We start from the raw sequence: 22913 nt of genomic DNA, 5'->3' as shown, positions 1-22913 counted from the left end.
GATCATCAAGCAGGCGGTTCGGTCGGCGCGACTGCTTTGCTGCTCGTGCGGGGTCGGTCGTATGTGATCCGGGTGCTGGTGGCGTCGATGCCCGTGCTCGTGCTCGTGCCTGTCGTGTCGTTCTTGGTCGGGCCGGGATCGGTGACGAGTGCCATGGGTGTGGTGGGTTCGATGGGGTGGCCGTTGCGGTCGTGGAAGTGCCAGTGGCCGGTGCGGCGGGTGATGGTGATGTTGCGGGCGTGGACGAGGTCGTGGTGGTGCCAGCACAGCAGGATGCCGTGTTCGACGCTGGTGGGTCCGTTGTCCCGGTACCACTGCAGGGAGTGGTGGATCTCGCCGAAGCCTGGTGGTTCGCTGCAGTCGGGGTACTGGCAGTGGCCGTCGCGGGCGATGATCGCCTTGGTCATGTTGGCGGGGAAGATGCGTTTTTCTCTCCCGACGTCCAGGACGGTGGACTCGGGGCCGAAGATCACGCGGGACAGGGCGCTGTCGCAGGCCAGGCGGGCCAGCAGCGTGGGCGGGATGGGGGTGCCGTCGGCCAGGGTGGCGGGCTCGAGCCCGGTCATGGCCTGGTGGTCGATGGCGGTGGAGATGACGTGGTAGTCGCCGGGGGCCCAGGCGTCGAGCCACTGACGGGCGTCGTCGGAGAGGTCGAACAGGGTGAGGTTGGTGCCGGGATCGCGGGGCCCGCCCGGGGCGGACAGTGTCGCGTCTGCCGTCACCGGCCATGAGGAATCGCCCGCGCCCGCGCCCGTGCCGGTGCTGGTGGTGAGGCCGAAGCTCGCGCCCGGCGGGTAGCCGGTGCTGCCGTCGGCTGCGGTCGTGGCGCCGCCGCTGCGACTCCTACCCGCAGTGCTCTCTGCCGGGGTGCTGGGTGGGATGACGGATCCGGTGGCTGCGGCGAGGCCGCGGAGGGTGTTGATGTCGACGGTGACGGTGACGTGTGGTCGGACGCGGGCGTGCGCGCTTTGGAGTCCGGTGTCCAGGGACTGGTGGGCGAGGGAGACCAGGGCGGCGGCGCGGCGTTGGGCGGGGGTGCGGGTGTCGTTGGCGTTCTTGGTGCCCATGTGGGCGGTCAGTGCGGTGTGCACGACCTGTCCGGAGAGCTCGTCGAGCCAGCCGTTGACGTGGTAGCCGCCCAGGGTGGGGGAGATGCTGAGCTCTTCCTTGGTGTCGGCCTCGCGCCAGGCGCGGTCCGCGGCGTCGGGGTCGGCCATGGTGGCCCACTTCTTGACCACGCGGGCGAAGTCGTTGGCGTGCATGACCTTCGCCTGCGCGACGAGGAACGCCTCGCCGAGTCCGTCGTCGTCGAGCCTGGCCCGCAGCTCGTCGGTGGTGACGGCCTCGCGGACCAGGACGTTGACGTGCTCGACACCGATCTGCGCCTCGGCCAGGGCCGTGGCGGTGCGGGGGAGGTGGTCGCGCATGGTGCGGGCCATGGTGATCTGGCGGCCAGCGGACGCATTGCTGGTGCCAGTGTGGTGTCGGACGTAGGCCTTGAAGGTCCGCCACCCCTCCAACGCCCACAGCCCGTTGCCCTCGGCGGCGGTGAGCACGCCGGCACGAGCAGCGCTGAGCTTGCGCTCGACCTGTTCGAGCAGCTGCTGGGCCTGGTGGACCCGGTCCCCGGGGAGGGAGTGCCAGTCCGCGGCGGTGACCGCGTCACACGCCGCGACCGCTGACGACAGCAGCTCGACCGGATCACTGACGGAACCGGTGGCGGCACCCGGTCGGCTGAACGACTGTGCGCGGGTATCAGGGCCGGTATCGAGGGTCCCTACGGCGGTGCTGGGCGTGCCGGCGTCCTCGCCATGGTCCTGCACCTCGCCGCTGCGGTGGACAGGGTCGGTGGCCGTGGACCCGGACATGTACGGCTCGACGTCCGCGTCGACACCGGTGGTGCCGATCAGCTCGTGCTCGGCGTCGGGGCCGAGGAAGTCGGCCATCCAGCTCTGCAGGTCGGCCTCACGAAGAGGGAGCGCTGCCAGGTCCTGGTCGGCCAGCGGGTCCTCGGCCGCCCAGTCCCGCAGGGCCTGCTCGTCCCACCAGTCCTCGAGCTCGGACGAGAGCCTGTGGACGTCGATCTCCCCGATGTCAGTGGTCGTCGGCATCATTGCTCTCACCCCCTCGAAGCGCTGTACACCCCACCCTAGTCGAACTGGTGTTCGAATGCAAGCCCTGTGGGGACTCAGTTTCGGAGGCGGAGGGAGGGAGATCAGCCCCAGCAGGGCGGAGGGCCTGCGGATGCTCCGGGTGGTCTCCGGGTGGCCCGCTGGCCGGCGTCGCAGCGGGGCGGTCGCGGGGATCGTCACGGGCGCTGCACCCCGCGGCCGATGTTCCTGTCAGCCCGTGGGCGTGGCGCAGAGCGCCGCACGCGTCCGTCAGCGCAGCACGCGCACGTCAGCCGTGGACGTACCCCTCGAGGTGGTCACGCTCGGCCTGCAGCTCGTCGAGCCGATTCTTCACGACGTCGCCGATCGACACGATCGCGACCATCCGCTCCTCGTCGACGACGGGCAGGTGCCGCACCCGCTGCTCGGTCATGGTGCGGGCGAGGGTCTCGAGCTCGTCCTTTGGTGCACAGGTGACGACGTCGCGGACCATGACGTCCCGGACGTGCCGGCTCGTCGCGCCGTTCTCGCGCAGGAGCGGCAGGAGGTCGCGCTCGGCGACGATCCCGTCGACCCGACCGTCGGAGTCCGACACGACGACGGCGCCGATCCGGTGCTGCTCGAGCAGGTCGAGGAGCTCCCCGATGGTGGCGTCGGAACGGATGGTGACGACCTCGTGCCCCTTGCGGCGGACCACCTCGTCGATGCGCATGGAGCGATGGTAGTCGCTCCTATGGCGTGGGTCACGCGCCGCGGGGTTACGAGACGTCCGGGGTTGAGGGGATCGGACCCTCGCCTGCGGGCCGTACCGCCGTGCTGAGAGCGGCGACGGCGCCGAGCGCGAGACCCACCTTCGTGTGCGGGGACGAGACTCCCCGTCGCCCGAGGCGCTCGCCGAGTCGGTGCAGCAGGCGCTCCTGCACCACCGTGGCGACCGTCGTCAGGGCGAGGACGCCGCCGACGACGCCCACGACGGCGGCTGGGGACAGGCGACCGAGCGCGCCTGCGAGGCCGCTCGCTGGCGCGTCGTCCGACGGAAGGTCGGACGCCGCAGTCTGCTCGTGCGTGGCCGGGACGGCCGGCCCGCGGCCGACCGCGGATGTGACGGCAGCCGCACCCTCGCGCACGACACCGGCGTCACCACCCCGCTCGGCGAGGTCCTCGTGGAGCTCGGACCCGTGCTGCTGAGCCCCGTCGCTCGAACGGTTGAGGGCGGCGGAGAGGGCGATGCCGCCGAGCAGCAGGCCGATCTTGGCGGGTACGCGCTGTCCCCTGCGGGTCAGGTGGTCGGGCAAGGCGTACCAGACGCACACAATCCCACCGGTGACGGCGGCGTTCGCCACGTTCCTGAGTCGTTCCGTGCTGCGCATCCGTCCAGGTTACGGGCCCGGCCCCGGCCGGGAGCGTTGGCCCGCGGCGACCGACCGAGCCGGCGGGCGCCGTAGTCTCGGGCCATGAGCGAGCAGAGCGAGACGTCGGTGTCGACCCCGGCGACCGAGGCGGTCCGTGCGTCCGGCATCGAGCACGAGATCACGAGCCACGGCCGCGTCTCGTCCCTCGAGGAGGCGGCAGCCGCGCGCGGCGTCGAGCCCCGCGACCTCGTGAAGTCGATGGTCGTGCGCATCGACGACGAGCACTACGTTATCGCCCTGGTCCCCGGCGACCGCCAGATCTCCTGGCCCAAGCTCCGGGCGCTCCTCGGTGTCTCACGGTTGTCGATGCCCGACGCCGCGCGCGCACTCGAGGTCACCGGATACGAGCGCGGCACGATCACGCCCTTCGGGTCGACCACCGCGTGGCCGGTGATCGCGGACGAGGCCGTCTCCGGCAGACGGATCTCGATCGGCGGGGGAGCGCACGGTATCGGCATCACCGCGCAGGCCGACGACGTCGTCGCGGCCCTGAGGGCACGCCTCGCCGACATCTCGGAGTAGCAGGAGCGAGCTCGCCCGCCGTTCCTCGTCGGCCGTTCGTCGTCTCCCGCCGGACGCGCGACCGGAGCAGCGAGACGCCGGCCCACCCCGCGGACGGGGGCGGGCCGGCGCGCTCACACCTGTGGCGGCTACGTCCCCGCGGGGGCCTTGATCTCGGGCTTGCCACCGGACACGTGCGTGCGCGGGAACCGGGCCTCGGGCGGGGCGTCGCCGACGATGATGTTGTGTCCGCCGCGCCACGTGAGGTAGCGCGAGCCGAGGTTGACCATGGTCGCGACGCGGTTGCGCTGGCCGAGCAGCGAGATGAGGTGCACGCCGGTCCAGATCGTCCACGCCGGGAACCCGGTGAGGTTCGGCAGCCCGCGGACCTCGGCGACCGCCGAGCTGCGGCCGATCGTGGCGAGGATGCCCTGGTCGTCGTACGTGAAGGGTCGCGCCCGGCGCGCGGGCCGGTGGTCGCGGGCCGCGCCGGTCTCCTCGGCGATGACGGCGCCGACGTACTCGCCGCCCTGGATGGCCGGCTGCGCGAGCTGGGGCAGACCGGCCGGGCTGATCGCGGCGTCGCCCACGGCGTAGACGTCGTCGACGCCGACCACCCTGAGGTACTCGTCGGTCTCGAACCGGCCGCCCTTGCCCTGCGGCAGGCCCCACTCGCCCACCTGCTGGTAGGCGGTGACGCCACCGGCCCAGATGACCACCATCGCCGGCAGGAACGTGCCGTCGGCGAGCTCGACGCCGTCGGAGCGCACCTCCTTCACACCGTTGCCGAGCCGCAGGTCCACGCCGCGCTCGCGCAGGGCGTTGGCGGTGTAGCGCTGGCTGTGCTCGGAGAAGGGCAAGAGCAGGTTCGGCGCCATGTCGACGAGCGTGACGTGCATCCGCGCCTTGTCGATGTCCGGGTAGGCGATGGGGAAGTCCTTGTTGCGCAGCTCGGCCAGTGCCCCGGCCGTCTCGACGCCCGTCGCGCCGCCTCCGACGACGACGACGCGCACGTCACCCGGGTCGGGGTGCTGGGCGGCCGCCTCGAGCCGGGCGAACAGGGTGTCGCGCAGGCGGATGGCCTGGCTGCGTGTGTAGAGCGGGTAGGCGAGCTCGTCGGCGCCGGGCGTGCCGAAGAAGTTCGCGGTCACCCCGACGGCGAGGACCAGGCGGTCGTAGCGCATCCGTCGGCCGTCGGCGAGCTGGACGCGGTGCGCCTCGGCGTCGACGCCGGTGATCTCCCCGCGCACCACGCGCAGGTTCTTCTGCTTGCCGCGGGCCGAGCGCAGGAAGTAGGAGATGTCGCCGGGGTTCAGCGTGGCGGTGGCCACCTGGTAGAGCAGCGGCTGGAACGTGTTGTAGAGGTTCTTGTCGACGAGCGTGACGTCGACCTCGGCGTTCTTCAGGGCGCGCGCGGCGGCCAGTCCGCCGAATCCTCCGCCCACGATGACGATGTGCTCGCGCACGCCGCGACGGTTCGGGCTGGGCTCGAGCCGCTTGAGGCCGGGGACGTCTGATTCGGTCGGTACGGTCATGCCACAACCGTAGAACCGGTTCCGCCCCAGGGGCGAGTGGCGATGGCCACCCCGACGACGTCGTCGGGTGCGCGGCCCGGTCGGACCGCTACGCGTCGCCCTGGAAGACGTGCTCCTCGACCCACGAGCGGAAGACCGTGGTCTTCGCGTCGACGACGAGCGGGCGCGAGCGGTCGCCGTCGAGCCACGCCCGGACCTGCTCGACGTCTCCCACCTCGCGCACGGTGACGCCCTCGCACCCGAAGCCGCGGGCGATCGCGGCCACGTCGGTCTCGGGGAACGTCACGGTCGTCATGTCGTCGCCGGCGTCGAAGTGGTGGATCTCGGCGCCGTAGGCGCTGTCGTTGTAGACGACCACCATCAGCGGGAGCCGCTCGCGCACCGCGGTGTCCAGCTCGACGAGGCTCATCATGAAGCCGCCGTCGCCCACCGCGACGACCACCTGGCGGTCCGGCCGCGTCACGGCGGCCCCGACCCCGATGCCGAGCGAGAGCCCGATCGACTGGAAGGCGAGCGGCAGGATCATGCCGCGGGCGTCGGGCACCGACAGGAAGTTCGCGGGATACCCGGTGAAGTTGCCGGCGTCCGTGACGACGACGCGCTCGGCCGGGATCACGCGCTCGAGCGCGAGCGTGAGCGTGCGTGGGTCGATGCGGCCGTCCCCGGAGGTGTCCTCGTAGGGGACGTCGGGCCAGAGCACGCCGGAGTCGAGCAGCGCGCGCACCCGTGCGCTGCGGTACCCCTCGCGCGGAGCGGCACCGCCGGGGGCGGAGCCGGCTGCGAAGCCGTTCGAGGTGCCGGCCGGCGGGGCGGGCGCGGAGCCGGCCTCCGGACCGCGCGCGGAGGATCCTCGCGCCCACGTCGAGAGGCGGTCCGTCACCGCGGTCGCGGTGAGCGCGGCGTCCCCGACGACGCCGAGGTCGACGCTGCGGTGCTTCCCGATCGCGGCGGCGTCGCGGTCGACGTGCACGAGCCGTGCGTTCGCCACGAGGTCGCCGTTGCGGCACGTCCACCTGTTGAGGGCGACGCCGAGCCCGACGATGAGGTCCGCCCCCGCGATGAGGTCGGCGACGCCCGGTGAGGAGAACCCGCCCATGACGTCGAGCGCCCAGGGGTTCCCCGCGAACAGGCCCCGCGCGACGGCGGAGGTCGCGAGCAGTGCGCCGCTCGCCTCGGCGAGGCGCTCCAGCTCGGCGCGCGCGTGGCGGGCCCCGCGCCCGGCGACGATGACGGGCCGGTCGGCGCTCGCCAGCAGTCGCGCGATCTCGTCGGCACCGGCCGGGTCCGGTGCCGGGACGTGGACGGGCACGGGCGCCGGGACGCTCTCCGGGGACCACTCGACGTCCTCCTCCTGGACGTCGAGCGGCATGTTGAGCACGACCGTCCGGCCGTGCTCGAGCGCGAGGCGGTGGGCGGCGGCGGTGTCGGCGACGGCGGTCCGCGCGCTGTGCACCCGCGCGACCTCGATCCCGAGCGCGCGCAGGGCGCCCGCCTGGTCGATCCAGAAGTTCGACGTGTGACGCGCCGTCGGCGGGGTGTCCCCGACGATGACGACGACGGGACTGCCGCTCTTGGCGGACTCGGTCAGGGCCGTCATCGCGTTCGTCAGGCCGCAGCCCTGGTGGAGGCTGACGACGGCGACCCGGCCCGTGAGGCGCGCGTAGGCGTCGGCCATGAGCGCCGCCCCGGCCTCGTGCCGGGACGCGACGAACCTTCCGCCGTGGTCGGTCAGGGCGTTGGTGGCGTGGAAGTTCCCGCTCCCGACGACGCCGAACGCCTGCTCGACTCCGAGCTCGACGAGAGTCCGGCCAACTGCTTCTGCGACGCGCATGGTGCTGCTCCTGATCTGCCGGGTCCGGCGAGAGGGTGTGCCGGTACGCCCGGTGGGTCTGCTGGTCTGGTACGACTGTCCGGGCACGCCCCGGCGACGCGGCCGCGGGCGGTGCGGCCACGTCGCCGGTGGTGCGTGCTCGGGCTCCGGCCTACTCCTCGAGCGGGAGGACGAGCTCGAGGTCGGGCTCGGCGGCGAGGATCCCGAACCGGGTGGCGGCCTCGCCGAGCTCGGTCATCGCCTCGACGTTGAACTCCGTGCGGAACGTGGGCAGCGCGATCTCCGCCAGCACGTCCTCGGGGATCTCGGTGTAGGTGCCGATGATGTCGCGCACGGCGTCGGGGTTCTCCGCGGCGTACTCGAGCGAGCGGTTCATCGCAGACCGGAACGAGGCGACGAGCTCCGGGTCGTTCTCGATCGTGTCGCCGGACGCGAAGTAGCCGGCGATGTCGAGGTCGGGGATCTCCTGGAACGGCCAGGCGATCACCCGGTTGCCGCTCTCGACCGCCGCGGTGATGAACGGCTCGACGATCATCGCCGCGTCGACGTTGCCGGCCTCCACGGCGGCCTGCGCGTCCGGGAAGGCGATCTCCACCCACTCGACCGTGTCCGGGTCGCCGCCCGCGGCCTCGATCGAGTAGCTGGCCGTCGCGCCGGTGATGTTGGAGAAGTTGTTCACCGAGACGGTGAGGCCCTCGAGCTCGTCCGCACTCTGGATCTCGGAGTCCTCGGAGACGACGAGCGCGCCGAAGCCGCCCTCGGAGCCCTCGGCGGAGGTCCCGTTGGTCACGAACCGGACGTCCAGGCCCTGCTCGACGGCGAGCATGATCGAGATGACGTTGCTGAAGGCGAACTCGTTCTCCCCGGACACGACGCCGGCCATGGCCTCCGCGCCGCCGCCCGTCGTCGTGATCGTGACGTCGAGCCCCTCCTCCTCGAAGAAGCCCTCGTCGACGCCGAGCCACACGGCCGCGGTGTCCGCGATGGGGATGGCGGCCACCGTGACGGGCGTGAGCTCACCGCCTCCGGCGTCCCCGCCGCCGTCGGAACCGTTCTCGTCGGCCGCCGTGTCCTCGCCGGCGCCGCCGTCGTCCTCGGTGGAGTCGTCGCCGCCCCCGCAGGCGGCCAGGGTCAGCATGGCGACGGCGAGCGTCGGCAGTGCTCTCGAGGTTCTCATCTGCACTCCTTCGTGCGGCTGGCCCGGTCGGCGGTGACCGGCACGCGGCCCCGCACGTCGGGAGGCCGCCACCCGTGATGCTAGCGGCGCTCCGTATGCACGACCAATGACATTGCTTCTCCATCGACATGCACCACATCTATGATCGGCGGATGGCCGACGTCGACCTGGATCTCCTCGCGACGTTCGTCCGCGTCTACGAGGCGGGCAACGTCACGCGGGCGGCGGCGGACCTCGGCCTGTCCCAGCCGACGGTGAGTCACGCGCTCGGCCGGCTGCGACGGCGCCTCGACGACGAGCTCTTCGTGCGCGCTCCCGGCGGGGTGCGGCCGACCGAGCTCGCCGACGCTCTCTACCGCGACTCGGCCGGCGCGATCGGTGCGCTGCGGGTCGCCGTCGAGCGGGCGCGCGGGTTCGACCCCACGACGTCGCAGCGCCGGTTCCGGCTCGCCCTCACGGACCTCGGGGAGACCGCGATCCTGCCCGGCGTCGTCGAGCGGCTCGTCGACGAGGCGCCGCGCGTCGACCTCGAGGTGGTGGCGATGGACGTCGACCAGGCGCGCACGTGGCTGCTCACCGGCGAGGTCGACCTCGCGGTCGCCACCACGACGCTGGGCGGGGGACTGGCCGACGACCTGCTGTTCGACGAGTGGTACGTGCTCGCGATGCGCCGCGGGCACCCGCTCGCGCACGTGCGCCTCACGCCGGAGCACGTGGCCGCCGCCTCCCACGTGGTCGTGCCGGTCGCCGTCGGGCACCGGATCCCCGAGCAGGTGATGGACCGGCTGCACATCGACCACCGGGTCGCGCTGAGCACGCGCACGTTCGCGGCCGTCCCCGCGATCCTCGAGCGCACCGACCTCGTGGCCGTCCTCCCGTGGGGCGCCTACCGGTCCTACCCGGGGCGTGCGGGCCTGGTGACGCGCAGCCTGCCGTTCGACGTCCCCGAGGTCTCGGTCCGGCTCTACCACCGCCGCGAGGGGCTCTCGCCCGCGGTCGAGTGGCTGCGCCGCACGGTCGTGGCCGCGTCCGTCCGGCCCGACGACTGGGCCGACCCCGAGGCGTAGCCGCGCTCCGCCACCCCGCGCTCCGCCACCCCGCGCTCCGCCACCCCGGGCTCCGCCACCCCGGGCGCCGCAATCCCGCGGTCAGGCCCGGCCCGCTGCGTCGGTAGGATCGGGAACCGTGCCCATCGACGACCCGCAGCCCCTGAGCCCGCTCGACGAGGCCGGCATCGATGCCGCCGTCACCGCCGCGACCGACGCGTTCGCCGCGTCGGCCACGCTCGAGGAGCTCAAGGCCGCGCGCCTCGCCCACGTCGGCGACTCCTCGCCGATCTCGGGTGCCAACCAGCAGATCCGGCATCTCGACAAGGCCGACAAGCCCGCCGCCGGCAAGATCCTCGACCAGGCCAAGGGCCGCGTCCAGCGGGCGCTCGCCGCCCGGCAGGCCGAGCTCGAGGCGGAGGAGGCCGAGCGGGTCCTGCGCGAGGAGACGGTCGACGTCACCGTGCGCCGACCGCGCCCCGCCGGCGCCCGCCACCCGCTGACCGGGCTCATCGACGAGGTCTCCGACCACTTCAGCTCGCTCGGCTGGCGGATCGCCGAGGGCCCCGAGCTCGAGCACGAGTGGTTCAACTTCGACGCCCTCAACTTCGGCGTGGACCACCCGGCGCGGCAGATGCAGGACACGTTCTACGTCGGCGAGGTCACCGATCCGTCCGGGACGGCGATCGACGGCGCCGCGGACGGCCTCGTCCTTCGCACCCACACCTCACCCGTCCAGGCGCGCGAGCTGCTCGACCGTGAGCCGCCCGTCTACATCGCCTGCCCGGGCAAGGTGTTCCGCACCGACGCCCTGGACGCCACGCACACCCCGGTGTTCCACCAGGTGGAGGGCCTCGCCGTCGACGAAGGTCTGACGATGGCCCACCTCAAGGGCACGCTCGACCACTTCGCCCGCGCGATGTTCGGCCCCGAGGCGCGCACGCGCCTGCGCCCGAGCTTCTTCCCGTTCACCGAGCCGAGCGCCGAGATGGACCTGTGGTTCCCCCAGAAGAAGGGCGGCGCCGGCTGGATCGAGTGGGGCGGCTGCGGGATGGTCAACCCGGCCGTGCTGCGCGCCGTCGGCATCGACCCGGAGCGCTACACGGGCTTCGCGTTCGGCGTAGGCGTCGAGCGCGCGCTCATGCTGCGTCACGGCATCGCCGACATGCACGACATCGTCGAGGGCGACGTCCGCTTCACCCAGCAGTTCGGCACCACCGGAAGGGGCAACTGAGATGCCGTACGTCCCGATCTCCTGGCTCGTCGAGCACGCGGCCGTCCCCGCCGGCACCTCCGCCGAGCAGCTCGCCGAGGACCTCGTCCGCGTCGGGCTCGAGGAGGAGGGCGTCGTCCCGCCCGCCGTCACGGGGCCCCTCGTCGTCGGCCGCGTGCTGTCCCGGGTCGAGGAGACCCACGCCAACGGCAAGACGGTCGGCTACTGCCGGGTCGACGTCGGAGACCTCAACGACGCCCCGGGTACCGGCAAGGAGCCCGCCGACGTCGCCTCCCGCGGCATCGTCTGCGGGGCGCCCAACGTGTACGCCGGCCAGCTCGTCGTCGTCGCCCTGCCCGGCGCCGTCCTGCCCGGCGACTTCCGGATCTCGCCCCGGAAGACGTACGGGCACGTCTCCGACGGCATGATCTGCTCCGCCGCCGAGCTCGGCCTGTCCGAGGACCACGACGGGATCATCGACCTCGGTGACCTCCTCGGCGCCGAGGCGGCCGACGACCTGCCGCTCGGCTCGGACCTCACCGGCGTCCTCGGCCTGGGCGAGGAGGTCCTCGAGATCAACGTGACCCCCGACCGCGGCTACTGCTTCGCCATGCGCGGCGTCGCGCGGGAGTACCACCACTCCACCGGTGCGGCCTTCACCGACCCGGGCCTGCCCGAGAACCTGCCCGGCGGCGCGGTACCCGCGCCGACGGCCGGTGCCTTCGGCGTCGAGCTCGCCGACGAGGCCCCGATCGACGGCGTCGCCGGCGCGGACCGGTTCGTCACCCGCGTCGTGCGGGGCATCGACCCCGCCCGCCCGACGCCGACGTGGCTGTCCGCCCGCCTCCGCGCGAGCGGCATGCGCCCGATCTCGCTGGCCGTCGACGTGACGAACTACGTCATGCTCGACCTCGGCCAGCCGATCCACGCCTACGACCTGGGCGCGCTGGCGGCCCCGATCGTCGTGCGCCGCGCGGCGGCGGGGGAGCGGCTGACCACCCTCGACGACGTCGAGCGCACGCTGCACCCCGAGGACCTGCTCATCACGGACTCCCCGGCGGGCCACGGTTCCCGGGTGCTCGGCCTGGCCGGCGTCATGGGCGGCGCCTCGACGGAGGTGTCCGCCTCGACGACCGACGTGCTCGTCGAGGCCGCCCACTTCGACCAGGTCAGCGTCGCCCGCACCGCGCGCCGACACCGGCTGCCGTCGGAGGCCGCGAAGCGGTTCGAGCGCGGCGTCGACCCGCTGCTCGCGCCCGTGGCCGCGCAGCGCGTCGTCGACCTGCTCGTCGAGCTCGGCGGAGGGACCGCGGACGAGGCGATGGTCGGCGACGTCGGCGAGCCCGCCCTGCCTCAGGCCATCGTGTTCGACCCGGCCGAGGCGCGCCGGCTCGTCGGCGTCGACTACTCCCGCGAGCGCGTGGTCGAGCTGCTCACGCAGATCGGGTGCGCTGTCGGCTTCGGGACGCTCGGGTCCGAGACCGACGCGAGTATCGAGCCCTCCGGGCCGCTGGCGGTGACCCCGCCGTCGTGGCGCCCCGACCTCGTGGGCCCCGCGCACCTCGTGGAGGAGATCGCCCGCCTCGACGGCTACGACGCGATCCCCTCGATCCTCCCGTCGGCCCCGCAGGGCGGCGGCCTCACGCGGGCGCAGGTCCGGCGTCGGGACGTGTCCCGGACGCTGGCCGAGGCCGGCCTCACCGAGGTGCTCACCTACCCGTTCATCGGTGACGTCCACGATCTTCTCGGCTACGCCCCCGACGACGAACGGCGCGCCGTCGTGCGCCTGTCCAACCCGCTGGCGGAGGACGCCGGCGCGCTCCGGACGTCGATCCTCGACACGCTGCTCGAGGCGGCGCGCCGGAACGTCGCGCGCAGCTCCGGGCCGCTCGCGCTGCTGGAGACCGGGCTCGTCACCCGCCCGTCGGGGACGGTCGCGACGAGCACGCCGAGCGCCGCCGAACGGCCGTCGGACGACGAGCTGGCCGCCCTCGACGCCGCCGTCCCGGACCAGCCTCGGCACGTCGCGGGCGTGCTCGGGGGCGTCCAGGTCCCCGCCGGCCCGCTCGCTCCCGGGCGCGCCGCCGACTGGGCCGACGCCATCGAGCTCGCCCGCACCGCCGCCGCGGTGGTGGGGGTCGAGGTCCGGGTCGAGGCCGACGCGATCGCGCCGTTCCACCCGGGCCGCAGCGCGCGGATCGTCGGCGTGGGCGTGGCCGACGGCGAGGACGCGGTGCTCGGGCACGCCGGCGAGCTGCACCCGGACGTGGTCAAGGGGCTCGGCCTGCCGGCCCGCACGGCCGCGTTCGAGCTCGACCTCGACGTGCTGACCTCCGCCCCGACCGAGCCCGTGCAGGTGCGTGCCGTGTCGACGTATCCGTCCGCGAAGGAGGACTTCGCGTTCGTCGTCGCGGCCGTGATCCCGGCGGCGGACGTCGTGGGCTCGGTGGCCGAGGCGGCCGGCGAGCTCGCCGAGGAGGTCCGCCTGTTCGACGTCTACGCCGGCGACCAGGTGGGCGAGGGCCGCGTGAGCTACGCCGTGGCCGTGCGCCTCCGGGCACCCGACCGCACGCTCACGGCCGAGGACATCGCGGCCGTGCGCGAGCGGATCGTCACCGAGGTGGGCACGCGGCACGGGGCGACGCTCCGCGGCTGAGCCTGACCGGTTCGGGGCGCAGCCCTTCGTCGAGAGTGCGGTACGCGCCCGTCGAGCACGGTCCGCGCCCGTCGAGCACGGTCCGCGCAGATCGAGCATGCGGACCGGCCGATCATCCGGACTAGCCGAAGGGCCAGACCTTCTGGGCCTTGTCGAAGATGTCGTCGGTGACGTCGTCGATGAGGTCGTCGGCGCGGGTGCGGATGTGCTCGGGTACATGCTTCTCGTAGAAGGGGCCCGCGGCCCACCCGATGAACGGGATGGACTCGACCAGGACGGTCGAGTCGTCGTCACGGGTATAGAGGTCGTACCCGGTCAGGCCCCAGCCCACGAACGGCACCGACTTTCCGATCCTTTTGGTCCACTTCGCCGCCCCGGCGTTGTCGTTGCCGTACTGCCAGGTTCGGCTGCGCGGCCGGCGGTTGCCCTTGGCGGGCATCTCGTCGGACCGCTGATACCAGTCCTCGGCCCGCCGGTCCCACCGCTCGGCCGCCTCGCGCAGCCCGGCCTCACCGATCTCCATCCCGGCCGTCATCGTGACACCGGTGAGCAGGTCCAGGCCCGCCTGGGCCTGCACCGCCTCGAGTGCCGGACCCAGGTCGGAGTCGATCCAGTCCAGAAGCTCCTCCTTCTCGCGCGTGACCTTCGTCAAGGCATCGTCGTAGGCATCGACCTTCTCGTGCTGGAGGCGGTGGTCCTCCATCTCTCGCAGGTAGTCGCCGAACGTGCGGTTCCGGTTGAACGGGTTCCAGGCGGCGACACCCGGCGCCGGGTCCGGCTCGAGGATGAGGAACCCGCTGACCTCGAGGCCGTCGTCGACCGCCCCTGTGCGGATGGTCGTCATCTCGGACTGGAGCATCCGAAGCTTCGTGTTGTACGCGCGGACCTTGCCCTCGGCGTCGTCCGTCCGATGGTTCGCCTCCGAGAGCGCGTCGCTCAGGTCCGAGCACCACCCGTTGTAGGCATCTCCGGCGTCGCCGAAGAACCCCTGGCTCCCCTGCTGGACGGCGAGCGCGGCGCCGTTCGAGGCGGCCACCAGTGCCTCGTGCGCCTTCTTCAACCAGTCGGCGACCTCGAGCACGACGTCCGGGTCACCGGGCACCTCGGTATCGATCGGCATCGCGTCACACCGTCCCGAAGAGTGCTGCAGCGTCGTCGTCCTCCTGGAAGTTGTCCCAGGTGTACTGGAGCACGGCGGCCACCTCGGCGTTGTGGGTGATCGAGCTCCCGATCCACTCCGCGATGCGTGCCACGATGCCCGCGACCTCGACGTCGCCCCAGCCGAAGTCGCCGTCGGCCGGTTCGGCGAGCTGGGCGCCGGCGTCCGCGGCCTCGAGGTGATACCGCTTCATGGCATCGAAAGTCATCTCGTCGAGCTGAAGAACGTCACTCATCGGCTGGTGCTCCATCCGGGCATGGCCCTCAGAGTGGTGGGTGGTGTCGCGCGCGTCAGCGGCCTGTCGGAAGTGGATCTCGTGTCCGCCTGGCCGGTGGTCCCCAGCTGGGCAGTGGCGGCCAGTTCTTCGGCGCTGGGCGCCGGGTGGCTGGCGTCGTGGTCGATCACGACGACGTGCGCGAGGCCCTCGCTGATCGCGGTCTCGAGGCCGGCGAGGCTCATGAGAGCCCAGCCGTGCTCGACGCCCCGTGCGGACTGGAGCCGGTCGAGCGCGGTGTAGACGGGAAGACCCGTGCGCCCGTCCTCCTGCTCGAGCAGGTCGTGGTGCGGAGACCCGCTGTGGGCGCCGGGGCTGACCGGCACGTAGACGATCGGAGGGAGGACGATCGAGCTCGTCACGGGGATCTTCATGCGGCGCCTTACGGGGTACGAGTGAGCTGGGGACGAGGACTTACGTTATTTCGGTCGGCGGGGTGACGTCAGCGTGGAGGTGGGGGAGTTCGGTCCTGCGGGGGTGGAGGTGGTCCGGCCGCACGGCCCGGCCAGAGCCGTGACCGCATGCGGACGCCTCCACCGCGCCGGGAGCGGTCCTGCTCGCCCAGCGGACCGTCCGTCCCCGGGGACGATGGTCCCTGGTGGGTGAGTGTCGTCGTCGGTCATCGTGAGGTCATGAAGATCCTCGTCGTCACCAGCTCCCGGCACGGCGCCACCGACGAGGTGGGCGACCGCATCGTCGACGTGCTGCGCTCCGCCGGCCACCTCTCGCGTCGCGTCGCGCCGTCGGCCACGGTCTCGCTCGACGGCGTGGACGCCGTCGTCGTCGGCTCTGCCGTCTACATGACGCAGTGGATGGAGTCGATGCGCTCCTTCGTCACCGGCCGCGCGGACGTCTTGAGGGCGCTACCGGTGTGGGTGTTCTCGGTGGGGCTCGCGGGCGTGCCCCACGGTGAGGTGCAGGACCCGATGCGGGCCGCGCGCTTCATCTCCGCCCTGGACCCGATCGACTACCGCACGTTCCGCGGCCGCCTGGACCCGAGCCTGCTCGGCCTGCGGGAGCGCAGCGTGATCCGCATGGCCGGCGGCATGGAGGGGGACTACCGGGAGTGGGACAAGATCGAGGCCTTCGCGGGTGAGATCGCCGCACAGCTCACCGAGCACGCCGGCGCCTGAGCGCGCTCACAGCTCGGCGGCGGCCTGTCCCGGGTCGGTCTCGGCGAGCAGGCGGGTCGCGGCGTCGGGGGAGTCCGCGAGCGAGCGGAGGATCGAGAGCAGGACGGCGGGGTCGCCCGGGTAGGAGGCCAGCGAGAACGTCTCGGTGAGCTGCGGGTCCTCGACGACCGTCGTCGCCCGCCCGCGGCCCGTGCTGCCGCGGCGCTCGCGGCCGATGGGCGCCGAGCTCGACACCTTCACGCGTGCCCCGGCCCCGGGGACCGGCTCGATCGAGCGGACCCGCGACCACATCACCGTGCGCGTGGTCATCACGGCGTCGACGACGAACGTCTCGGGCGTGATCGTCATCCGCGCGGTGCGCAGGCGGCCCCGGCCGATCTCCCACGCCATGGGCAGGCCCGCGAGCGTGGCGACGAACATCGGGAGCGTGAGCCACGGCGGTGGCAGCACCGCGCTCGAGCCCTGCAGAAGAACGTCGACGGCGAAGAACGGGCCCGTCAGACCCGCCGCGAGGAAGGCCGAGAACGCGAGGCGGGCGACCGACGGATCGGCCTCGAGGCGGAGATGTCCCTCCGGCGAGCGGGCCGCGACGAGGGTCCCCGGCCGGCGCCGCGAGCGCGGACCGAGGAGGGCCGCCAGGCCGAGGAGAGCGGCGAGCGGCAGCAGGAAGACCGCGATCGTGCCCAGCAGCGCACCGCTGGTCGGCATCGTCACGGCGGCGTACGCGAGCCCGACGGCGAGGACGCCGAGCAGCGCCTCCGGCCAGAAGCGCGTGACCGGCCGGTCCCACTCGGGGGGACGGGGAGCGGTGTCGGAGGTGCGCCGGTACGTCCGCTGCTCGTCCACGGACTCAGGGTAGTTGGCGCGCGAGCGCGGGCGGTCGGCCGACTCGTGCGTCAGACGTCGAGCAGGATCTTCCCCGTCGTCGTGCCGGACTCGATCGCGCGATGGGCGTCGGCAGCCTGGGCGAGCGGGAACCGGTGGCCGATCCGGACGTCGAGGTCGCCGCCGGCGGCCGGGCCCGAGACCTCGTGCCACCGCCGCTCGAGCTCCTCGCGCTCGGCCGTGTAGTGCACGAGCGTCGGCCGAGTGACGAACACCGATCCGGCGGAGTTGAGCCGCTGCAGATCGAACGGGGGGACCGGCCCCGACGCGGCGCCGAAGAGCACGAGCGTGCCGCGGGTGCGCAGCGACGCGAGGGAGGCGTCGAAGGTGTCCTTCCCGACGCCGTCGAGCGAGACGTCCACGCCGCGCCCGTCGGTCAGCTCGTGCACGATGCGGGGGAGCTCGGCGGTGAGGTCGGCCAGCTCGCGGTAGTGGATCACCTCGGCGGCGCCGGCGGCGCGCGCGAGCTCCTCCTTCTCCGGCGAGCCGACGAGCGCGAGGACGCGTGCGCCGCGGGCGCTCGCGAGCTGGGTGACGAGCAGCCCGACGCCGCCCGCGGCCGCCGTCAGCAGGACGGTCGAGCCGTCGGTGACCTGGGAGGCGCCGTCGACCAGGTAGTGCGCCGTCATGCCCTGGAGGGGGAGCGCGGCCGCGACGTCGAGGGACAGCTCGTCAGGGACAGGGAGCGCCACCGCGGCCGGAACGATCGCCTGCTCCGCGTAGGCGCCCGGGCCCGCGGCGTAGGCCACCCGGTCTCCCACGGACCAGCCGGTGACGTTCTCGCCGACCGCCGCCACCGTGCCGGCGCCCTCGGTCCCCGGCGTGTGCGGGAGATCGATCGGGTACTGCCCACTTCGCCGGTAGGTGTCGATGAAGTTGACGCCCGCGTGCGCGACGTCGACGAGTAGGTCGTCCGCACCCGGGACCGGGTCGGGGACCTCGGTCAGCTGCAGGACGTCGGGGGAGCCGGTCGCGGTCTGGACGATGGCGCGCATGTGGCCATGGTGCCTCACGGTGCGACGTGGGCGGTGCTGCCGAGGGGGCCGAGGCGTTGCCGACGGCGCGGCGGGCGCCGCTGGTGCTGGTGCCCGTGCCGGTGCCCGGACCAGAGCTGGTGCAGGTGCCGGTGCAGGTCCAGGTGCCGGTGCCCGGGCAGGAGCCGGTGCCGGTGTCCCTCCATCAGACCACCAGTTCGCGCACCGGACGTCGTGCGTGCAGCGGCGACCTCAGGAGGTGCAGCTCGAGAGCCCGGACGACGTGGAGCTCGCTGCGGGCCTCCTGCGAGGTGAACCGCACGACGACGTCGCCCGTCGCCTCGATCGCCCGCTCACGCTCCCGCTCGTCGACGATCGCTTGCGCATTCGCCTCCGGGTCCCCGGCGCTGTACTTGACGAGCCCGTCGAACTCGATGTGCAGCCACCGGATGCCGCCGCCGGGGCGGACCTCGAGGGGGATCGACAGGTCCGTGCGGTACGTGCCGCGCCGAGTTGGCACCACCTGCTGCACGACGACGTCCCGCCGCCCCCAGCACAGCACCACCCAGCGCAGGTGGCTCTCCCACGCCGACTCCGACCACGGCGTGGACCAGGCGATGACGGCACGTGCGCGCGCCCGCCCTCGACTCCTGCCCGGCAGTCGCTCGATCCGCCCCGTGAGCTCATGGCGCACGGTCGCGGCCGAACGCTCGGTCCGCACCCGCTCCTTGAACGTGGCCCTCGACAGCACGGCCACCACGTGATCGACGACGACGAGCGCGTCCCGCGGGTGCAGGAACCGCGCGCAGTCGACCGCGACCCGCTCGAGCCCTACCACCCGCACCCCCGCGGCGACCACGACGTCCTCCTCCGGCAGGTCGAGGAGGTGGCGGTGGTGATCGGTGGCGCTCCGTGAGCTCGTCCTGGTCCCGATGATGAGGTGCGGCTTCTCGACGACCGTCCATGTGCGCAGCCCGTGCACGCGTGCCGCCGACGTCAGACCTAGCGCGTGCTCCGCCGACACGTCACGACTGATCGCCGCGCACAGTGCGAGGTGCAGGCTGATCTCTCGCTGCCACCGATCAAGACCCGGCGGCACGACGGCGAAGCTCCCGCGCCTCAGCCTGACGATCTCGTCCCCGTCGCGGAGCGAGGCGCGGACGGCCTCCAGCATGCTCGACGGCGCGACCGTGAGCCTGATGGGCTTCTTGACCGACGACGGCTCCATGCCGCGACGGTGCCGCAACGGCGGGGCACGGCGCCGCCGGGCTGCGGCCGGCTGTGGACGGCAGCGTCCGGCGGCCGGTGTGGGGATCCCGCGGTGCAGCCGATCCGCTGATCGCGGGTGTGGGCTGTTCTGCTGTCGCCCTGATCGACGAGATCAGAGGAAAGGTCGCGAGTGCACGGGTTGTATCCCCTGATCTCGAGCACTTCCTCTGATCTCGTCGAGTGAGGCGGGGTAAGGCCGGGCGCACGGAGGCCCGGGAAGCTGTGGGGGCCATGGCGCGCGGACGCCCGGGGGCGCAGAGGCCCGACGCACCGGCCAGCCCACCCCCGCGCATTGATATACGGACCCATGTATGATGATGCGGTGTCCTTCTCCATCGCCGTCGCCGGTGCCTCCGGGTACGCCGGTGGCGAGGTCCTCCGCCTCGCCCTCGCGCACCCCGACCTGACCATCGGCGCCCTCACCGCCAACAGCTCCGCGGGCGACCAGCTGTACCGCCACCAGCCGCACCTCCTCCCGCTCGCGGACCGCATCCTCGAGCCCACGGACCCCGAGCGGCTGGCGGAGCACGACGTCGTCGTCCTCGCCCTCCCGCACGGCGCCTCCGGCGAGGTCACCGCCGCGCTGGAGGACCTCGGTTACGACGGCGTGGTGCTCGACGCCGGCGCCGACCACCGCCTCACCGACCCCACCGCGTGGGACGACTTCTACAGCACGCCGCACGCGGGCGCCTGGCCCTACGGTCTGCCCGAGCTCCTCCACGCCGACGAGACCGCGCCCGCGATCCAGCGCACCGCGCTCACCACCTCGCGCCGCGTCGCGGTCCCGGGCTGCAACGTCACGGCCGTCACGCTCGCGCTCCAGCCCGGCGTCGCGGCCGACGTCGTCGACTCCTCCGACGTCGTCGCGGTGCTCGCCGTCGGCTACTCCGGGGCCGGCAGGTCGCTCAAGCCGCACCTCACGGCCGCCGAGGCCGCCGGCAACCTCCAGCCCTACGGCATGGCCGGCACGCACCGCCACGTGCCGGAGATCGAGCAGAACCTCGCCGTCGCCGGGGCGGCCACGCCGAAGGTCTCCTTCACGCCGGTCCTCGCCCCGCTCTCGCGCGGCATCCTCGCCACCGTCACCGCGCCGCTCGCGGAGGGCGCCACGGCCGGGGACGTCGCCGCCGCCTGGCACGCCGCCTACGACGACGAGCCGTTCGTCCGCCTCCTGCCCGAGGGCACGTGGCCCACCGCGAACCAGGTCGCGGGCTCCAACCTCGCGACCGTGCAGGTCGCGGTCGACCACCGCGCCGGCCGCATCGTGGCGCTGTGCGCGATCGACAACCTCGTCAAGGGCACCGCCGGCGGCGCCCTGCAGTCCCTCAACCTCGCCCTCGGCCTGCCGGAGACCGCGGGCCTGCCGACGACGGGAGTCGCCCCGTGAGCAGCACCGGCATGACCGCCCCCGGCGGTTCCTCCGCCCCCGACGGCGCACCCGCCGGCATCACCGCCCCCGCCGGGTTCCGGGCCGCCGGCGTCACCGCGGGGCTCAAGGCGTCCGGCACCCCCGACGTCGCGCTCGTCGTCAACGACGGTCCCGAGCGCGTCGCCGCCGCCGTCTTCACGACGAACCGCATCGAGGCCGCCCCCGTCACCTGGTCGCGCCAGGTGGCGAGCGACGGCCGGGCCGACGCCGTCGTGCTCAACTCCGGGGGCGCCAACGCGTGCACCGGTCGGGAGGGCTTCGCCGACACCCACCGCACGGCCGAGCACGTGGCGGCCACGCTGAACGTCTCCGCCGGCGACGTCCTCGTCTGCTCCACCGGGCTCATCGGTGAGCGGCTCGACATGCCCGCCCTGCTCGGCGGCATCGACACCGCCGCCGAGACGCTCGCGACCACCGGCGGCGACGACGCGGCGCACGCGATCATGACCACCGACACCGTGGCCAAGCAGGTGCACGTCGAGGCCGCCGGCTGGTCGGTCGGGGGCATGGCCAAGGGCGCCGGCATGCTCGCGCCGGGCCTGGCCACGATGCTCGTCGTCCTCACCACGGACGCCGCGGTCGACTCCGCCACCGCCGACCGCGCCCTGCGCGCCGCCACGCGGACCACGTTCGACCGGGTCGACTCCGACGGGTGCATGTCGACCAACGACACCGTCGTCCTGCTCGCGTCCGGCGCCTCCGGCGTCACCCCGGGGGAGGACGAGCTGACCGAGGCCCTCACCGCGGCGAGCGCGGATCTCGCGCGCAAGCTGATCGCGGACGCCGAGGGCGCGGCCCACGACATCGCCGTCACCGTCACCGGCGCGACCGACGAGGACGCGGCACTCGCCGTCGCCCGCGCGATCACCCGCTCCAACCTGTTCAAGGCCGCGGTGTTCGGCAACGACCCCAACTGGGGTCGCATCCTCGCGGCGGCCGGCACCGTTCCCGCCGACGTCGCCCCGTTCGACCCCACCACGATCGACGTCTCGGTCAACGGGGTCATGGTCTGCCGCGACGCCGGCGTCGGCGAGCCGCGCGAGCTGGTCGACCTCGCCGCCGACCGGGAGGTCGCGGTCCTCGTCGACCTCAAGGCCGGCGACGCCGCCGTGACGGTGTGGACCAACGACCTCACGCACGACTACGTCCACGAGAACAGCGCGTACTCGACATGAGCGACCCGACGACGACGAACCCCGCGACGACGAACCCCGCGGCGACCGCCACCGCTCCTGCCGCCGCGGCCGGCGTGGACCCCGACTTCCACTTCGACACCGAGCGCGACCTCTTCCCGCACCAGAAGGCGGAGGTCCTCGTCCAGGCGTTGCCGTGGCTGCAGCGCTTCGCCGGCGCCACCGTGGTCGTCAAGTACGGCGGCAACGCCATGGTCGACGAGGAGCTCAAGCGCGCGTTCGCCTCCGACATCCTCTTCCTCCACCAGGTGGGCCTGCGGCCGGTGGTCGTGCACGGCGGAGGCCCGCAGATCTCGTCGATGCTGGGCCGCCTCGGCATCGACTCGGAGTTCCGCGGCGGGCTGCGCTACACCTCCGGCGAGGCGATGGACGTCGTGCGCATGGTGCTCACCGGACAGGTCCAGCGCGAGCTCGTCACGCTGCTCAACCACGACGTCGCGCACGCCGTCGGCCTGTCGGGGGAGGACGGGAGGCTGCTGCTGGCGCGCCGCCGCCGGGCCGTGGTCGACGGCGAGAGCGTCGACGTCGGGCACGTGGGTGACGTCGTCACCGTCAACCCCGACGCGATCACCGACCTCCTCGACGCCGGACGCATCCCCGTGGTCTCCACGATCGCCGTCGACGTCGAGGACGCCGGTCAGGTCCTCAACGTCAACGCCGACACCGCCGCGGCCGCCGTGGCCTCGGCCGTGGGTGCCCGCAAGCTCGTGGTGCTCACCGACGTCGAGGGGCTGTTCGCCGACTGGCCGGACCGCTCCTCCCTCCTGTCGCAGGTCACCGCCAGCCGGCTCGCCGCGCTCCTGCCGAGCCTGCAGGCCGGGATGGTGCCGAAGATGGAGGCCTGCCTGCGGGCGGTCCGCGCGGGCGTGCCCCAGGCGCACGTCATCGACGGCCGCAAGCCGCACTCGATGCTGCTCGAGATCTTCACCGACCAGGGCGTGGGGACCCTCGTCCTGCCCGACGACGCCCCCACCGCCGACGCCGCGACCGAGACCAGGGGAGAGCCCGCATGACGACGACGCCGCACCCCGGTGATCACCCCCGCCCCACGAGTGAGGGGACTTTTATCCCCGCTGACTCGTCCGATCCGACGAGTGAGCGGACTTCCGCCTCTG

At 73.2% G+C, this 22913-nt stretch carries 21 protein-coding genes; 8 read left to right on the top strand and 13 right to left on the bottom strand.

The features are described from left to right. Positions 1 to 5: 5 nt before the first annotated feature. The 3 genes from ACZLKG_RS09770 to ACZLKG_RS09760 all read right to left on the bottom strand — a co-directional run bounded on the left by ACZLKG_RS09770 (position 6) and on the right by ACZLKG_RS09760 (position 3481). Positions 6 to 2111 carry an HNH endonuclease signature motif containing protein gene (locus tag ACZLKG_RS09770; RefSeq protein ID WP_463648623.1) on the bottom strand — a complete coding sequence of 702 codons (2106 nt, stop codon included), beginning with the start codon at positions 2109 to 2111 and terminating at the stop codon, positions 6 to 8. A gap of 289 nt (positions 2112 to 2400) precedes the next feature. Continuing rightward, on the bottom strand, positions 2401 to 2823 hold the full coding sequence (locus ACZLKG_RS09765; protein WP_463648622.1) for a CBS domain-containing protein: 423 nt from the start codon (positions 2821 to 2823) through the stop codon (positions 2401 to 2403). A gap of 46 nt (positions 2824 to 2869) precedes the next feature. Continuing rightward, entirely contained in the window at positions 2870 to 3481 is a 612-nt protein-coding gene (locus ACZLKG_RS09760; protein ID WP_463648621.1) for a hypothetical protein, read from the bottom strand. An 84-nt stretch (positions 3482 to 3565) separates the two neighbouring features. Here ACZLKG_RS09760 and ACZLKG_RS09755 point away from each other — a divergent pair, with 84 nt between their 5' ends. Next, on the top strand, positions 3566 to 4045 hold the full coding sequence (locus tag ACZLKG_RS09755; RefSeq protein ID WP_463648620.1) for an aminoacyl-tRNA deacylase: 480 nt from the start codon (positions 3566 to 3568) through the stop codon (positions 4043 to 4045). A gap of 128 nt (positions 4046 to 4173) precedes the next feature. Here ACZLKG_RS09755 and ACZLKG_RS09750 read toward each other — a convergent pair whose 3' ends face one another. The 3 genes from ACZLKG_RS09750 to ACZLKG_RS09740 all read right to left on the bottom strand — a co-directional run bounded on the left by ACZLKG_RS09750 (position 4174) and on the right by ACZLKG_RS09740 (position 8567). Next, positions 4174 to 5559: an NAD(P)/FAD-dependent oxidoreductase gene (locus ACZLKG_RS09750; protein WP_425708660.1), complete on the bottom strand. Its 1386-nt coding sequence runs from the start codon at positions 5557 to 5559 to the stop codon at positions 4174 to 4176. Between the two features lie 88 nt (positions 5560 to 5647). After that, on the bottom strand, positions 5648 to 7390 hold the full coding sequence (locus tag ACZLKG_RS09745; protein ID WP_463648619.1) for a thiamine pyrophosphate-binding protein: 1743 nt from the start codon (positions 7388 to 7390) through the stop codon (positions 5648 to 5650). A gap of 151 nt (positions 7391 to 7541) precedes the next feature. Continuing rightward, a complete protein-coding gene (locus ACZLKG_RS09740) occupies positions 7542 to 8567 on the bottom strand; it encodes an ABC transporter substrate-binding protein (RefSeq protein WP_463648618.1) in 1026 nt (341 codons plus the stop codon). A 152-nt stretch (positions 8568 to 8719) separates the two neighbouring features. Here ACZLKG_RS09740 and ACZLKG_RS09735 point away from each other — a divergent pair, with 152 nt between their 5' ends. The 3 genes from ACZLKG_RS09735 to pheT all read left to right on the top strand — a co-directional run bounded on the left by ACZLKG_RS09735 (position 8720) and on the right by pheT (position 13482). Further along, entirely contained in the window at positions 8720 to 9634 is a 915-nt protein-coding gene (locus tag ACZLKG_RS09735) for a LysR family transcriptional regulator (protein WP_425708657.1), read from the top strand. 118 nt (positions 9635 to 9752) lie between these two features. Further along, the gene (pheS, locus tag ACZLKG_RS09730; RefSeq protein WP_463648617.1) at positions 9753 to 10847 is read left to right on the top strand and encodes a phenylalanine--tRNA ligase subunit alpha; all 1095 of its coding nucleotides are present in this window, start codon (positions 9753 to 9755) and stop codon (positions 10845 to 10847) included. A gap of 1 nt (position 10848) precedes the next feature. Next, the gene (gene pheT, locus ACZLKG_RS09725) at positions 10849 to 13482 is read left to right on the top strand and encodes a phenylalanine--tRNA ligase subunit beta (RefSeq protein ID WP_463648616.1); all 2634 of its coding nucleotides are present in this window, start codon (positions 10849 to 10851) and stop codon (positions 13480 to 13482) included. Positions 13483 to 13603: 121 nt separating this feature from the next. Here pheT and ACZLKG_RS09720 read toward each other — a convergent pair whose 3' ends face one another. Genes ACZLKG_RS09720 through ACZLKG_RS09710 form a run of 3 tightly spaced genes read right to left on the bottom strand, consistent with a single transcriptional unit; the run spans position 13604 to position 15289 of the window. Continuing rightward, entirely contained in the window at positions 13604 to 14602 is a 999-nt protein-coding gene (locus ACZLKG_RS09720) for a hypothetical protein (protein WP_463648615.1), read from the bottom strand. A gap of 4 nt (positions 14603 to 14606) precedes the next feature. Continuing rightward, entirely contained in the window at positions 14607 to 14876 is a 270-nt protein-coding gene (locus tag ACZLKG_RS09715) for a hypothetical protein (RefSeq protein ID WP_463648614.1), read from the bottom strand. After that, a complete protein-coding gene (locus ACZLKG_RS09710; protein ID WP_463648613.1) occupies positions 14873 to 15289 on the bottom strand; it encodes an SseB family protein in 417 nt (138 codons plus the stop codon). Before ACZLKG_RS09710 ends, ACZLKG_RS09715 begins: the two co-directional genes overlap by 4 nt. 258 nt (positions 15290 to 15547) lie before the next feature. On the opposite strand from ACZLKG_RS09710, the gene ACZLKG_RS09705 reads away from it, so the two are divergent. After that, positions 15548 to 16048, top strand: a complete 501-nt coding sequence (locus ACZLKG_RS09705) for a flavodoxin domain-containing protein (RefSeq protein ID WP_463648612.1) — start codon at positions 15548 to 15550, stop codon at positions 16046 to 16048. A 6-nt stretch (positions 16049 to 16054) separates the two neighbouring features. On the opposite strand, the gene ACZLKG_RS09700 is transcribed toward ACZLKG_RS09705, so the two are convergent. From ACZLKG_RS09700 to ACZLKG_RS09685, 4 genes are read right to left on the bottom strand one after another with little or no spacing between them, the layout of a single operon-like run. After that, positions 16055 to 16894: a hypothetical protein gene (locus ACZLKG_RS09700; protein WP_463648611.1), complete on the bottom strand. Its 840-nt coding sequence runs from the start codon at positions 16892 to 16894 to the stop codon at positions 16055 to 16057. A 50-nt stretch (positions 16895 to 16944) separates the two neighbouring features. Beyond that, positions 16945 to 17928 (bottom strand): quinone oxidoreductase family protein, encoded by a 984-nt coding sequence (locus ACZLKG_RS09695; RefSeq protein WP_463648610.1) that lies wholly within the window; start codon positions 17926 to 17928, stop codon positions 16945 to 16947. A 14-nt stretch (positions 17929 to 17942) separates the two neighbouring features. Next, positions 17943 to 18113: a hypothetical protein gene (locus ACZLKG_RS09690; protein ID WP_463648609.1), complete on the bottom strand. Its 171-nt coding sequence runs from the start codon at positions 18111 to 18113 to the stop codon at positions 17943 to 17945. Then, positions 18113 to 19135, bottom strand: a complete 1023-nt coding sequence (locus ACZLKG_RS09685) for a hypothetical protein (protein WP_463648608.1) — start codon at positions 19133 to 19135, stop codon at positions 18113 to 18115. Before ACZLKG_RS09685 ends, ACZLKG_RS09690 begins: the two co-directional genes overlap by 1 nt. Before the next feature lie 363 nt (positions 19136 to 19498). On the opposite strand from ACZLKG_RS09685, the gene argC reads away from it, so the two are divergent. The 3 genes from argC to argB are packed head-to-tail and all read left to right on the top strand — an operon-like array spanning position 19499 to position 22811. Further along, positions 19499 to 20563, top strand: a complete 1065-nt coding sequence (gene argC / locus ACZLKG_RS09680; RefSeq protein WP_463648607.1) for an N-acetyl-gamma-glutamyl-phosphate reductase — start codon at positions 19499 to 19501, stop codon at positions 20561 to 20563. A gap of 11 nt (positions 20564 to 20574) precedes the next feature. Beyond that, positions 20575 to 21780: a bifunctional glutamate N-acetyltransferase/amino-acid acetyltransferase ArgJ gene (gene argJ / locus ACZLKG_RS09675; protein WP_425708795.1), complete on the top strand. Its 1206-nt coding sequence runs from the start codon at positions 20575 to 20577 to the stop codon at positions 21778 to 21780. Beyond that, positions 21777 to 22811 (top strand): acetylglutamate kinase, encoded by a 1035-nt coding sequence (gene argB, locus ACZLKG_RS09670; protein WP_425708637.1) that lies wholly within the window; start codon positions 21777 to 21779, stop codon positions 22809 to 22811. The genes argJ and argB overlap by 4 nt, the downstream gene beginning before the upstream one ends. The last annotated feature ends 102 nt before the right edge of the window (positions 22812 to 22913 follow it).

This window comes from Georgenia sp. Z2081 (assembly GCF_055326445.1).
This window is presented reverse-complemented; position numbering and strand designations above follow the sequence as displayed.